The 13,937-nt window shown below is 39.0% G+C and carries 10 protein-coding genes; 7 read left to right on the forward strand and 3 right to left on the reverse strand.

The features are described from left to right. Positions 1 to 7 precede the first annotated feature (7 nt). From ACTCNA_RS02865 to ACTCNA_RS02880, 4 genes are all read left to right on the forward strand, one after another. Positions 8 to 2,875, forward strand: coding sequence for a PD-(D/E)XK nuclease family protein (locus ACTCNA_RS02865; RefSeq protein ID WP_462946391.1), 2,868 nt, complete (start codon positions 8 to 10; stop codon positions 2,873 to 2,875). A gap of 219 nt (positions 2,876 to 3,094) precedes the next feature. Further along, positions 3,095 to 3,595 carry an RNA polymerase sigma factor gene (locus ACTCNA_RS02870; protein WP_462946392.1) on the forward strand — a complete coding sequence of 167 codons (501 nt, stop codon included), beginning with the start codon at positions 3,095 to 3,097 and terminating at the stop codon, positions 3,593 to 3,595. Positions 3,596 to 3,605: 10 nt separating this feature from the next. Next, complete coding sequence (locus tag ACTCNA_RS02875) at positions 3,606 to 4,481, forward strand: FecR family protein (protein ID WP_462946393.1); 876 nt, start codon at positions 3,606 to 3,608, stop codon at positions 4,479 to 4,481. A 64-nt stretch (positions 4,482 to 4,545) separates the two neighbouring features. Next, complete coding sequence (locus tag ACTCNA_RS02880; RefSeq protein WP_462946394.1) at positions 4,546 to 7,095, forward strand: TonB-dependent receptor; 2,550 nt, start codon at positions 4,546 to 4,548, stop codon at positions 7,093 to 7,095. Between the two features lie 58 nt (positions 7,096 to 7,153). Here ACTCNA_RS02880 and ACTCNA_RS02885 read toward each other — a convergent pair whose 3' ends face one another. The 3 genes from ACTCNA_RS02885 to ACTCNA_RS02895 are packed head-to-tail and all read right to left on the reverse strand — an operon-like array spanning position 7,154 to position 9,237. Next, the gene (locus ACTCNA_RS02885; RefSeq protein ID WP_462946395.1) at positions 7,154 to 7,852 is read right to left on the reverse strand and encodes a hypothetical protein; all 699 of its coding nucleotides are present in this window, start codon (positions 7,850 to 7,852) and stop codon (positions 7,154 to 7,156) included. A gap of 19 nt (positions 7,853 to 7,871) precedes the next feature. Then, entirely contained in the window at positions 7,872 to 8,243 is a 372-nt protein-coding gene (locus ACTCNA_RS02890; protein ID WP_462946396.1) for a DUF4907 domain-containing protein, read from the reverse strand. After that, positions 8,230 to 9,237 carry a Kelch repeat-containing protein gene (locus ACTCNA_RS02895; RefSeq protein ID WP_462946397.1) on the reverse strand — a complete coding sequence of 336 codons (1,008 nt, stop codon included), beginning with the start codon at positions 9,235 to 9,237 and terminating at the stop codon, positions 8,230 to 8,232. Before ACTCNA_RS02895 ends, ACTCNA_RS02890 begins: the two co-directional genes overlap by 14 nt. A 312-nt stretch (positions 9,238 to 9,549) precedes the next feature. Between ACTCNA_RS02895 and ACTCNA_RS02900 the strand changes: the two genes are divergently transcribed. The 3 genes from ACTCNA_RS02900 (at position 9,550) to ACTCNA_RS02910 (ending at position 13,924) form a co-directional block, all read left to right on the forward strand. Continuing rightward, positions 9,550 to 10,881 carry a DUF4270 family protein gene (locus ACTCNA_RS02900; RefSeq protein WP_462946398.1) on the forward strand — a complete coding sequence of 444 codons (1,332 nt, stop codon included), beginning with the start codon at positions 9,550 to 9,552 and terminating at the stop codon, positions 10,879 to 10,881. A 121-nt stretch (positions 10,882 to 11,002) separates the two neighbouring features. Further along, positions 11,003 to 12,256, forward strand: a complete 1,254-nt coding sequence (locus ACTCNA_RS02905) for a hypothetical protein (RefSeq protein WP_462946399.1) — start codon at positions 11,003 to 11,005, stop codon at positions 12,254 to 12,256. 336 nt (positions 12,257 to 12,592) lie between these two features. Beyond that, positions 12,593 to 13,924, forward strand: a complete 1,332-nt coding sequence (locus tag ACTCNA_RS02910; protein WP_462946400.1) for a TolC family protein — start codon at positions 12,593 to 12,595, stop codon at positions 13,922 to 13,924. Positions 13,925 to 13,937: the final 13 nt, after the last annotated feature.

The following is a 13,937-nucleotide window of genomic DNA, read 5'->3' on the forward strand; positions in this document are numbered from 1 at the left end:
AAATGATATGGAACGATTTCTCTCCCGTTGTGCCGGCTATATTCATGAAAAACACGGTGACGAACTGAAAGATATTTGCCTGGTTTTTCCGAACCGGCGTTCGGGTGTATTTTTTAAATCCTATCTGGGCAGGCAGCTGTCCCGTCCTGTTATTGGCCCCAAAGTAACCACGGTTAACGAGCTGATTGGAAGTTATTCTGATTGGCAGCAGGGAGAAAAACTGCAGCTGATTTCCATTTTGTACGATGTATTCAAAAAGCACACGCAAACGACCGAAACATTTGACGATTTTTATTTTTGGGGAGAAGTGCTGCTGTCCGATTTCAACGACATTGACCGTTACCTCGCCAATGCAAAAGACTTGTTTACCAATATTGCCGATTTGAAAGAGATTGAGGCGCATTTCGATTACCTTACCGATGAGCAAAAAGAGGCTTTGGCAAGGTTTTGGGGCAGCATGGCCGTTGCGCACCATAAGGCCAATCACGAAAAATTCCTTTTCATTTGGAAGAAATTGTACCCGGTGTACCGCGATTTTAAAGCCGAATTGCAAAAGCGGGGAACTGCCTTTGGGGGAATGATTGACCGGCAGGTTGTGGAAAACCTGGAAGCAGCCGGTTTCCGGTTTCCTTATTCAAAATATTACATTGTTGGGTTGAATGCTTTGAACAGTTGTGAGAAGTTGTTTTTTAAACATTTAAGGCAGTTAGGGAAGGTTGATTTTTTGTGGGATTACGACCGTTTTTACCTCGATGACCCAAATAACGAAGCCGGCTGGTTCATGCGCGAAAACCTGAAACGCTTTCCTCCACCTGAAGACTTTTTGCCTGATGCAAACGGATTTGAAAAGAAGAAAGACATTCGCCTCACAGCGGTTTCGTCCAATTACGGGCAGGCGCAGGAAATCCCGCGTTTCATGCAACAAATCAAGCCGGAATTTAAGCACGAGTTCGACAATACCGCGGTGGTGCTGGCCGATGAATCATTGCTTTTCCCGGCGCTGGGGGCTATTCCCGAAGATTTTGGCAAAGTGAATGTGACGATGGGCTACCCGGTAAAAAATTCGGTGGTTTACGGTTTCCTGCTTTTGCTTATCAATCTTTTAAAAAACAGGAAATTAAACGGTGAACAAAAAACGGTTGTCTATCACCGGTTTGTTACCGATGTGCTGAACCACCAGTTGCTGAGTAACACCGAGCCTGAAAAAACAAAAGCATTTCTTTCGAAAATCAGAGAGGAAAACCGCATTGTAATTCCGCTCGAAATCATTGATTTTTCGGAATTGCACAAGCTGATTTTCACCCTTCCCGAAAAAGTGGAGGATTACAGCTCCTGGTTCCTTGAAATTCTCGGGCGTTTTTACGGAATGATTAAAGAGGCTGAGCCTGAAAATCAGTTGCTTCCTGAATTAATTTATTCCATTTACCTGGCTTTGGAAAAACTGAAAACGGTGATCCTGAATGTTCAGGATGAACAGGAGCGCGAAATCAGCGAGGCTGTTTTTTTTCGGTTGTTCCACCAGTACCTGGGGCAGGTTTCTGTTTCTTTTGAAGGCGAGCCGCTGAGCGGAATGCAGGTGATGGGAATTCTCGAAACCCGCTGCCTCGATTTTGAAAACCTGATAATTTTGGGATTAAACGAAAACAAATGGCCGCGTAAATTCACGGCACCGTCGTTTATTCCTTTTAATATCCGCAAAGGTTTCGGGCTTCCCGGAATAGATGAGCAGGATGCCATGTACGCCTACTATTTTTACCGGTTGATTCAGCGGGCCAAAACAGTTTCGGCAACTTACAGTACGCTGAAGGAGGGGATTGGAACTGGTGAGTTGAGCCGTTACGGCTACCAGTTGCGTTACGATTCCAATCAAAAACCGCAGATGGTGAATCTCGATTTTCAGTTTTCCAACGACCCTGCCGCGCCAATCGTTGTTGAAGGATCACCGGAAAAATTATCTGTTTTACTTGATCGAAATTCAGCAGAAAGACCTTTGTCGCCAACTGCAATTAACACCTGGTTGCAGTGCAGTTTGCGGTTTTATTTTCGCTACATTTTACAGCTGCCCGAGCCCGATGAAATGAAAGATGAAATCGACAGCCCCGTGTTTGGAAATATTTTTCACGAAACCGTTGAAAACCTGTACAAACCATTTGTGGGCAAAGTGGTGACTAAATTGGATTTGGAGAAAATTCAGAAAGATAAAATCCGGGTTGAAAATGAAATCCGAAAAGCGATTGGAAGGAACTATTTTAAGCAGCGCGACCCGGATGCCAAAACAGTGAAGCTGGAAGGAAAAACAATTCTCATTTTTGAGAATACCAAAACCTTTGTAAAACGTTTGCTGGATATCGACATGCAGCAGGCACCATTCGAACTGGTAGCGCTGGAAGGTAATTATAAAACCAGATTTAACATAAATTTGAAAAATGAGGTCACACCCGTTTCAGTGGGAGGTAAAATCGACCGCATCGATATAGTAAACGGTAAAGTTCGTGTTATCGATTACAAAACCGGAAATGTAACCAGTTTTACATTTAAGGCGCTGGATGAACTTTTTGAACATGACCTTGAAAAGCCCAAAAAAGAAATCTTGCAGGCACTGATTTACAGTCTGGTTTATAAAGATGAGAAAGATATTGAAGATGAAATTCAGCCGGCCATTTACAGCCTTCGAAAGTTGTTCGGCGAAAAGTTCGCACCCGAAATAAAATACAACTCAAAACCTTTTGTTTTTCAGGAACTGGAACAAGAATTCAGGGACAAAATGCACGACCTGGTGGCTGAAATTTATTCACCCACAACCACTTATTCTCAAACGCCTCACGAAAAAGTGTGTCAGAATTGCCCGTATAATAGAATTTGCCAGAGGTATTGATTTGGATTTCCCATGAAATCCTCGAGACCATTTTGAAAATAAGGATAATGATAAGGTTCGCTTATCATTGAGCATTAGGGATAATTTTTGTTTTGGTATTTTATTGGATGCATGAACCAGAATGTAATTTATTAAAATGATTTTTAGGGTATTTTGCTGTTCAGTTGTAATATATTTAGAAACGATTAAATAATTTGCAGATTATTTGAAACTTAAAAAATGGCCGGAATTGAGAGGTGTGAATTTATAGCTTTATTCAATGAAATGTATCGCCCGGTGAGAAATTTTGTGTACTACAAAACAGCTGATATGGAAACGGCTGATGATATTGCACAGGATACATTTGCAAAAATTTGGGAGATGAGAGACGAAGTAAAACCGAAAACAGTGAAATCTTTGCTTTATTCAATTGCATCGAATTTATATAAAAATCAGTTTGATAAAAAACGTGTCAGGTACAATTTTGCAAATAATTACCAAAACGATGCTGTTGCTGTATCGCCCGAATTTGAGCTCGAATTTAAAGAATTTAATGAAAGGTTACAGAAAGCAGTTGAGGGTCTGAAAGAGAAAAACAGAACCGTGTTTTTAATGAACCGGATTGATAAAATGACTTACAGTCAGATTGCTGAAAACCTTGGGCTAAGTGTAAAAGCAGTCGAGAAGAGAATGAAAAATGCACTCGACGATTTAAAAACCAGTATTGAATACTCAATTTAAAGCAAACACCATGGCAGAAAAATCAAAAAATAACAGCAAACGAATCAGTAATTTCAAGAATATGAAAACTGAAGAAAGGATTATGTTTGTGGCTGGTGGCATGCAGCTTCCGGAAGGAAAACCGGGAAATGAGGTTTTAAATTCAATTTTTGAAAATGACAAAACAAAAGAAAAAAGGCGATTTTTGTTTTCGCCTGCCATACGGGCTGCGGCAGCTGTTTTTATTGTACTTGTTCTGGCATTCACCGTTTATTACACAATTTCAAGAGAAAAAACAATAACTGCATACGGAGAACAGGCTGAAGTAGTGCTTCCGGATGGAACAAATGTGGTGCTCAATGCAGGTTCTGAGGTTGTGTGGATCAATCAACCTTTCTCATCAAACCGGAAAATTAAATTACATGGAGAAGCTTTTTTGGATGTTAAAAAAGGTGAGAATTTCTTAATAAAAACGAATAACGGGAGTGTAAGAATTCTGGGCACTCAATTGAATGTATTATCCCGTGAGAATCGATTCAAAGTTAGCTGTATCGAGGGAAAGGTAAGCGTTACAGTAAATACCCGGGAGCAAATTTTAACTCCGGGCGAGCAGGCCGAATTAACCAAAAACGGTTTAATAAAACAGCAAATAAACAACATTCAATCTGTTATTTTATGGAAAGCGGGAATATCACATTTTGAGAATGCAACGCTTGTTTCTATTTTTGCGGAACTTGAAAGACAATATGATATTTCAGTTGAATTCAACGGAAATGGCAAAAGGCTTGCTACTGTTGACTTCTCAAATGAAAATCTGAAAGAAGCACTGGAGGTAATTTGCATCCCAATGGGATTAGAATATGAAATTAGAAACAACAGAAAAGTTATTATCTCAGAAATCGAATAAAATTTTTTTTTCGTTGTTGTTTGTATTGATTTTTGTTTCTCCCATATTTTCACAACCATCCCCAATGACTTTTAAAAATACTCCGCTTTCGGAAGCGTTAAATGAAATTGCGCATTCATTTGACGTGCGTATCTCTTTTGATTCAGGCGAATTACAGGAGCATGCCGTATCGAAAACAGTTTCAGGAAACAAACCACTCGATTTATTTAAAACTGTGCTCGAAAATTTCCCATATCATGTTGAATATAAATACAATACCTACCTGATTTTGAAAAATCCCCGTTCCGGTGAGCAAGAAAACACAGACGAAATTCTGGTTTCAGGCTTGGTTTACGATAAACATACAGGTGAACGGTTGCCTTATGCCACTATTCGCAGCCTTACAACTGACCGGACATTTTTTTCAAATTTGAATGGCTCCTTTACAACACCTGCCAACAAACAGGAGAAAGTTTATCTGCAAGTTAGTTACCTTGGTTATTTTTCACTCGATACCGTAGTAGGCATAAGTTCAGATAACAAAATCCTCGAATTGGGATTGGTTCAAAAATCACAAACAATTCAAACAATAGAAGTCAAGGCTGATAAATTCAGAATGGTGGATTTGTCGAAACAAGCAGGGCATTTTTCATTTAATCCTTCCCGGTTTTCCGATTTACCCAATTATGGCGAGGTTGATATTTTTAAAGCACTCCAGCTACTGCCTGGAATCAGTATGCAGGAAAATTCATCGCAACTAAACATCAGGGGAAGTTCGGCCGATCAGACCCTTGTCCTTTTTGACGGATTCACACTATATAATCTTGATCATTTTTTTGGAGTTTTTTCTGCGCTCAATCCAAACATTGTGAAGAATATCCAGGTGTACCGCGGCGGTTTTGATTCGCGTTATGGCGAGAGGATTTCAGGAATAGTTGATATTACCGCAAAGGCGGGGAACAAACAAAAAACACAACTTTACGGCGGTATAAATTTAATTAGTGGCAATCTGACTGCAGAAATTCCTGTTACTGAAAAAATTACTTTTGTTGGCGCAGCCAGGCGGGCCTATTCCGATATTTACTCGTCGTGGTTAACAGATGAAATATTAAATCGACAGGTGAATAACTTTACACGGTTACCCGCCGATGCACCCGATGTTGTTGAACCGGAGTTCTATTTTAACGATTACAACCTGAAACTGACTTTTCAGCCCGATAACAATGAAAATTTATCGGTGAGTTTTTATGGTGCCAACGATTACCTGAACAGTTCCAACATATCAGAAGATACACGAGTGAAAATAGAAACCGAGGATCTGAATGAATGGGGAAATTACGGAATGGGGGCCGACTGGGAAAAACAATGGAACAAGCGCTATTTTACGCGGCTTCAGCTCGGGCACTCGGGGTATTTAAACAATTACTTTAATGAATCGGTAATCGCTGAAATTACTTCCGACGGACAAACTATCCCCGACACCCGGCGAACTATGATAACCAACGAAAACAATAAACTTTCGGACTATTTTGTATCGCTGCAAAACGAATATTTTTTGAATGAGAATAACCAGTTGGAATTTGGTGGCTCAGTTAAATACAATCGTTTGGAGTTTTACAAAGATGCTTCAAGGGAAATTGTTTATACAGCGTTGGAAAATTCATCGAGGCTGCTAACAGGTTTTATCCAGGATAAAATTTCATTGAAAAACAGATGGTTTGTTAAGCCCGGTATCAGAGTCAGTTTTTACGAAAAAACCGGAAATTTTTACGCTGAACCACGGTTGGCTGTAAACTATAAATCAGATGCAGGTATTTCATATAAATTTGCTACCGGCAGGTATTATCAGTTTATCAATAAATCGGCCACAGAACAAACCTACGGATATAACCGGGAATTCTGGATTTTGTCTGACGGAAAAAATCACCCGGTAGTATCGTCCAATCATTTTATTGTTGGTGCCAATTATGATACAAAAAACTTTTTTTTCGATGTTGAAGCATATTATAAATCAATTGATGGTATTCAAAGTTATCTCTTTTTCAGGGATCCCGAGAGCAGGAACAATTTTGGAGCGCCACCACCCGAAGGCAACGGAGGAGCCGGTTTAAGCAAATTTATTTCAGGGAAAGGCGAGGCGTACGGAATTGATTTTTTGGCAAAATATGAAAAAAGTTACTTTACATCATGGCTGGCCTATTCGCTGAGTAAGTCGGTGCAGGTTTTTGATGAAATTAATGATGGTTCCCAAATTCCGGCGAATTTCGACCGCCCGCACGAATTGAAATGGACAAATATTTTTTCGAAAAAGAGGTGGACATTTTCTTCATTGGTTGTTTATACATCTGGCACACCTTATATTAAAACCGGAAATAAAAATGATAATTTTGAAGTTACCCGAACTTACAACCGTTTGCCCGAATATTTCAGAACTGATTTTTCTTTAAACTACCAATTCAATTTTAAAGGCTGGAATATAAAGCCCGGTGTTTCCGTTTTAAATGCAATGAATACTGCCAATTACCTGGATATTTACACCCGTGAGTTTGATTTTCAAAATCAGGAGTTGCAGCGTTCAACCCTCATAAAAGCACAGGATTTAACGTTCAACTTTTTTGTGAATTTCAGATTCTGAATATCTTCAACACAATTGATAGTTTTCATTGCATTTATGGTTTTGTTCTAATAACCTGTTAGAAGGGAAGACTGTATTCAAAGCCTACATTGAAAAGCAGTCTGGAATAATTTAAATCGTTGCTGGGCAAATAATTTTTGAAATAAAAGTTGTAGCCCGGAGTAACTGTCAACCCAAGGTCTTCAGTGATTTTGTATTTTGCAATTAACGATAAATTTGCTCCGGCTGTTTCTTCCGAATATTGCTGGGTAACTACATAATAGTTGTTTACATTGTTTGTTCCATCAGCTAAATAAGTTCGACTTAGTTCATCAACAATGAATTCGCTAACTAATCCCGGCGAAACAAAAAATTGAAAATAAGGCCTGTCGATCAATAAAATATCGAAATTCAAATTGTAATTCAGGTGGTAAAGCTTTGTAATGGTTTTGTCAAAATCAGCAAATTCTTTACTCCAGTTTAATCCATATTTAATTTCGGAATAGCGGAATTCAAACCTTGGCCTGAGCCAGTCAGTAACAAAATATGAAACATTAATACCACCGGTAAAATGCATATCGCCTTCAAAATAATTAAATCCATAATCATCGGGATTTAATCGGTATCCATTGTAATTCTGGCCCACTCCGGCATTAATTCCAAACGAAAGTCTGTTTGTCACTCCTGTATGCTCTCTGCTGATTTCATACTCCTGTGCTTCGGATACAAATGGAACGATCAATGATAATATTGCAATTGCGAGAATTATTCTTTTCATGGTATTTTTATTTTTATTTCTAATCTTTTATTTCATCTCGGAATAATCGTTTAATTTCATCTTTGCTTAGGTTGGGTAACCGGTTGAGTTCTATCTTCTTTTTTACTATCTCAGCGGCTTTTGTAGCCGTTTTTTGGGATTTAAAGTAGTGCTTGCCTTCAATGGCCGGAATATATTCCTGGTGAATATAAATCTCCTCATCAATCAAAATTTCATAACCAAAGTTTTCGCTATCGGCAATCTGAAAAGTGCGTATCTGAATAACCGATGCATCATTTGTTTCCGCCCTTTTAGTTGAGTTGCTGTTTTGGTTGCAGGAAAACAAAATCAGAGTCAGAATCCCTGCAAACGCAATTCGGGCAGCGACAAAAAAGGAACTAATATTCATCATCGTAATTCGCAAAAGGTTCAAATCTCCAGATGTCATCCAGGTAATAACTTCCGCTGCGCCCGGTAGCAATATATCCATAATCTCCAATCCCGAAAGCCACTGCTTCGGTTCGGCCCGCTCCCTCAAAATTGGTTTTTGGCTCCCACAAATCAGTTACCGGGTCATATTCCCAGGTACTGGAAGTAACCGATGAAGTGCTCCCCAATGTTAAGTAACCTTTTCCGTTAATTGAAAATGCCACCCCGTTTATACGCGCAATATCGATGTATTCATCGTCATAGCTGTTATCGTCATCCGAATTAGTAATTTCTCTCTTTTCCTCCCAGGTACCAGAGGCTGCATCAAAAGCCCAAAAGTCACTCAGGTAATTTGCGTTATCCAATCCTGATACTACATAAGCTTTATCGTAAATAACAAATGCTGTGGCATCTCTTCGTTTTGAGCCTCCAATACTGATAATTTGTTTCCATTCATTTGTTTCCGGGCTGAACTCGTAAAAGTCTTTCAGGTAATTATCATCGTACCCGGTTCCGATATATCCTTTGCCTTCAAGACCAAAACCAACTGCACCGTAACGACCACTTCCCGGGAAATCAGCTCTCTTACGCCACGAATTTGAGTCCGGATCGTATTCATAGAAATCATTTAACTTGTAATCACCATCATAGCCGGTGCCTATGTACCCTTTGCCATCGAGAGAAAAACCAACAGCACCGTTTCGGGCAGGTCCCGGCAAATCAGCTTTTTGTACCCACCAATCATTTTCCGAATCGTATTCCCAAAAATCATTCAGCCTGTCTTCGCCATCATAACCAGTGCCAATAAATCCTGATTTTCCGATACTAAATCCGACACCATCGCTGCGGGGGATACCGTCGAAATCTGACCTTTCAGTCCAGTCGCCGGTGTAAATTTCTTCATCATCTTCAATGCATGAGTTTATTGTAAGAAGCATGGTTCCCAATAAAAGTGCAAGCAGGTAATTTTTCATCATTTTTTCCATATAATAACTTTCGTTAGAATTGAATTTTTAATATCCAAATGTTATAGGCTGCAAACATAAATGTGATTCTTCTGTCAAAAAAAGATTATATACTAACCCGCTGTATTATGCGACAAAGAGGCTACCATTTGAGATATTTACTGTCAATCTGCACTTTTCTTCAGGTTTTTCTGTTAAACAAACTTAATACCCCGTATAAACAGCTGATGGTAGCAGGATTGGGGGTGATTGTATATAATTTTTTTTTGCCGCCGGAAGATTTGTTTGCTTTGAACCGATAAGTAAACAGACAAAATATTTTATATGACGAGGATACATGTGATGATTGGGTTTGTGGCGATAACCTTACTTTCTGCCTGTGGTTTTGATACAGAGTTGGAAGAAATATCGATGGGGGAAAATTTCGTTTCATCCCAGGCGGGACTTGTAATTGCCGATACTTTTTCCATTAATTTGTCAACTGTCATTTTAGATTCGGTAGTTACTTCAGGTTCTGGGATTTTATGGACCGGAGCCTACCAGGACGAAGAATTTGGAGAAATTTCTGCCTCAAGCTATTTCGAACTTGAAATTCCAACTTCGGTAGATGTAACAGGGGATGACCGTTACGATTCACTAAGTTTGGTGCTGTATTACACTTCAAAATACAGGGGTGATACTTTGTCGCCGCAAACAATTCAGGTTTATCCCCTGACTAAGGATCTCGATCTGGACGCAAACGACAGAAATAATTATTATAATGCTTCTACTGTGCCGATTGGCAGCAATTTGCTTGGAGAATATACTTTTAAGCCCTACCCCGGGAGAAAAGATTCCATCATGATTCGGTTATCCGATGAACTTGGAGCAGATTTACTGCAGCGACTAAAAGACAACGAAGACACACTTACTAACCAGGAGGTATTTAAAAAGTATTTGCCGGGGCTTGCAATTTTACCCGGACAATGGAACACGGCGCTATTGGAATTTCATGCTGACTCGACCCTTAAAATGAAACTGCATACGACCCGGCCAGGGATTGAAAATTCCGAAATAGAAAATAATTTTCTGTTTACAAACGAAGAATCGCAATTTAACCATGTTCATTTTAACCGGTTCTCCACTTCACCCGACGATTCTGACAATAATAGCCGAATTCCGGCTTCTGAAATTCAAAATAAAACGTTTGTCCATTCGGGGTTAGGAGTATTAACAAGAATTGATTTTCCATCATTACAACTGCTGCTGGAAATGGAACAAGAGTATGATTTAAATAGGGCCGAACTGATTTTATATCCGGTACCCGGCACATACATGGATATAGCACCACCATCTGAACTGGTCCTGTATCACACTGATAAATACAATAATCTGCTGGATGAAATTGTAGATGAGAGCTATGGCACTGTATTGCCGGCTGAATTTAATTTGGATTCGGTTTACCACGAAAATACATTTTACCGATTTGATGTTACCAGTTACATATCCGATGAAATTTCTGACGGATATTTTGATACCAACCACGGATTGTTAATTGGCGAAACAACAAGTGAGCAGGGGCAATCGCTTGATCGGGTTGTTTTTTCCGCCAGTCCTGGTTCCGGATTCAAGCCACGGTTTCAACTCTATTTTCTTTTTTACAACTCCGGATTATGAGATATTTTTTTAAGCAACAATTAAGAATTAATATTTCTGTTGATTCAAAAAAAATAAGGATAAAAAAAGATGATTCAATTTAAAACTTAAATGTTGAATTCCTTTAATTGAAATTTAAAACATGACAAAATCCAAAATAGTAACCATTCTACTCCTGGTTTTCTTTTCTTTGCTGATATATTCAAATATTCAGGCTCAAAACACCATGTCACCCTATTCGATTTTTGGATCTGGCGAAATTATTTCGAAAGGTTTTGGACGAAATATTGGAATGGGGGGTGCAGGAATTGCAATCCCCAGCAATAATCACTTAAATAACCTAAATCCTGCATCTTATGCTGGTATAGAAAAACAGCATTTTATATATGAAATTGGTGCCGATGTTAAATATTCTGACTTTAAAACATACGACGAAAGCCTGAGCGGGTTAAACGGAAGTTTGAAATACCTGGCATTGGGGTTTCGTTACACCGATTGGTTATCCACCTCACTGGGATTATCGCCTTACAGCAGTGTTGGCTACAAAATTAGAACTGAAAGCAGCATGGATGGTGCCCTCCTTAACTACCAGTCAGATTTTGAAGGTTCAGGGGGAATTACACTCGCTTACTGGACCAATACCTTAAAAATATCCAGGAACCTGTCTGTGGGGGTAAACACTTCTTTTTTGTTCGGGTCATTAACCCAACAGGAAACCATTACCCAAAGCGATTTTGGAATCGGTTATACTTTGGTGCAAAACGATTATGTTAGTTCAGCATATTTTGATTTTGGATTACAATATTCCTTCAATATCAATAAAATGGATTTTGGAATCGGATTGATATACGCACCTGAGCAATCCATTAAATCGGAACATAGTTTTACATTAACGGATGCCAGCTTAAATACCCTCGATGAAGAGGAAGGGGGCACCGGAAACCTTACCATTCCTGAAAATACAGGTGTTGGTATTTCCATTCAAAATCCTGATAAATATTTAATAGCAATTGACTATCGAACTGAAAAGTGGCAGGATTTGAGATATCCCAACATGTCGGGCAATTTTGTCAATTCGCACAATTTTTTGGCAGGGATAGAATTTGAACCATGGAAAGAAAGCTTTACAAATAATTTTTACCAAAACTGGACTTACAGGGCCGGTTTTAACTACAACACTTCCTATTTGAAAATAAAGAATAATACCATCAGCGGCTATGCATTTGATTTGGGTATTGGCATTCCCTTAAAAAACAGGCAATCGACTATGAATGTTGCTTTTGAAATTGGCTCAAATGGAACCACCTCTGATAACCTTATTAAAGAGCGTTACTATTTGATGCACCTCAATTTCAGCATAAACGAATTATGGTTTTTCAAGAAGAAAATATACTGATGACAACCAGTTTTTACAACCATTTTTAAAGCAAACAGTCTATATTTGGAAGAAGTTCTTGCATTCTTCATTGGAATCAATTCTCATATCCCATCATATTTCCATAAATTTCAGATAATCTTTTTATTTGCCGGACAATAGTGATTCTTAACGTTTGTCACATAAATTAAAATCGTTTTTAGCATTCTGCTAACCTAAAAGTTGGCTACATTATTTATACAGCTGCCTTGGTTTGGTATAAATATCTTCATTCCGTCGATAAAAAAAGCCGGTTCTTCTATTTCATTTCATAAAATACCAGCTTGTAAATAGCTTTGATGATAAAATAAGATAGTCATGAAACGAAAAACAATTATTCTTATCATCACAATTATTTCACCGTTTGTTTTAAGGGCACAACAAAATGATGCGACAGAGTTATGGAATTTAACCGAATGTATCGATTACGCCCTTGAACAAAACATACAGGTTCGGCAAAGTATTTTAGCCAATTTGTCGGACCAGGTAAACAAGGAACAGGCAGAAGCAAACAAATTCCCCTCGGTGAGTGCTTCCGTCCGGCAGAATTTCAGTTGGTCGAACAGAGAAGATGCCGTTGCCGGAAATTCAGAATTTACGGGGACCAATAGTACCAGCTATTCGGTCAGCTCTAGCCTGACGTTGTATAACGGATTACGATTGAACAACCTTATCAAACAGGCGGAGCTGGATATGCAAGCCGGCATTTACGATTCGGAAACCATAAAAGAATCAGTTACAATCAGTATTTTAAATGCTTATTTGCAGGTATTGTTTACGGACGAACAGGTAAAGAACGCTGATAGCCAGATAGAATCGACGATCGGGCAGTTAAATCTCGCGCAGGAGCGCCTGAATCTCGGAATTATTTCGCAGTCAGACTATTTACAGGTAAAATCGCAGTTGGCTTCGGAGAAATTGAGTTTGGCCAACGCCAAAAGTCAGTTTACCATTGCGCGTGTTAACCTCATGCAACTCATGGATCTACCTGTAAACAACAATTTCACCGTGGTAAATCCTGATATGGGAGACTCCATAAATCAGCATATTTTACCGTTAGCAGCCGATGTGTATGCTGTTGCACTGGAAATTAAGCCGGAAGTTAAAAGCGCCGAATACAATAAGAAAAGTGCCGCTTTAGACAAAAAGATTGCAGAAGCGGGATACTATCCAACGGTTTCGGCAGAGGCCGGACTGGGAACGGGTTATTCAAACCTCTCGGAAGCCGGTTATTTTTCGCAACTGAATGATCAAATTTCGCCGTCGGTAGGGCTTTCACTATCGATACCCATCTTCCAAAAGAAGCAGGTAAAGACCAATGTATCGCTGGCAGAAATTAGTTATAAAAGTGCAGAACTGCAGGAAATAGATACAAAAAACCAGTTACGTAAAGAAATTGAGCAGGTTTGCGTGGACGTGATTTCAGCTCAAATCGAATACGAAGCCAGCATTGAGCAATATAATTCAACACTGGAATCGTATAATTTGGCAGAAGAAAAATTTAACAACGGATTGATAAATTCTGTTGATTTTCTGTATGAAAGAACAAATTATATCATAGCTGAAAGTGAGTTACTTCAGGCAAAATACAACCTTATTTTCAACTATAAAATACTCGACTTCTATTTAGGTAATCCAATCACATTATAAGTAAAGAAAATTA

The sequence above is a fragment of the Tangfeifania sp. genome (assembly GCF_055108615.1).

Bases quoted from the DNA above. Each gene is read 5' to 3' on its own strand.
- ACTCNA_RS02905 (WP_462946399.1), top strand. From the start codon at position 11,003: ATGACAAAATCCAAAATAGTAACCATTCTACTCCTGGTTTTCTTTTCT.
- ACTCNA_RS02895 (WP_462946397.1), bottom strand. From the start codon at position 9,237: ATGATGAAAAATTACCTGCTTGCACTTTTATTGGGAACCATGCTTCTT.
- ACTCNA_RS02880 (WP_462946394.1), top strand. From the start codon at position 4,546: ATGACTTTTAAAAATACTCCGCTTTCGGAAGCGTTAAATGAAATTGCG.
- ACTCNA_RS02885 (WP_462946395.1), bottom strand. From the start codon at position 7,852: ATGAAAAGAATAATTCTCGCAATTGCAATATTATCATTGATCGTTCCA.
- ACTCNA_RS02900 (WP_462946398.1), top strand. From the start codon at position 9,550: ATGACGAGGATACATGTGATGATTGGGTTTGTGGCGATAACCTTACTT.
- ACTCNA_RS02890 (WP_462946396.1), bottom strand. From the start codon at position 8,243: ATGATGAATATTAGTTCCTTTTTTGTCGCTGCCCGAATTGCGTTTGCA.
- ACTCNA_RS02910 (WP_462946400.1), top strand. From the start codon at position 12,593: ATGAAACGAAAAACAATTATTCTTATCATCACAATTATTTCACCGTTT.
- ACTCNA_RS02875 (WP_462946393.1), top strand. From the start codon at position 3,606: ATGGCAGAAAAATCAAAAAATAACAGCAAACGAATCAGTAATTTCAAG.
- ACTCNA_RS02870 (WP_462946392.1), top strand. From the start codon at position 3,095: ATGGCCGGAATTGAGAGGTGTGAATTTATAGCTTTATTCAATGAAATG.
- ACTCNA_RS02865 (WP_462946391.1), top strand. From the start codon at position 8: ATGGAACGATTTCTCTCCCGTTGTGCCGGCTATATTCATGAAAAACAC.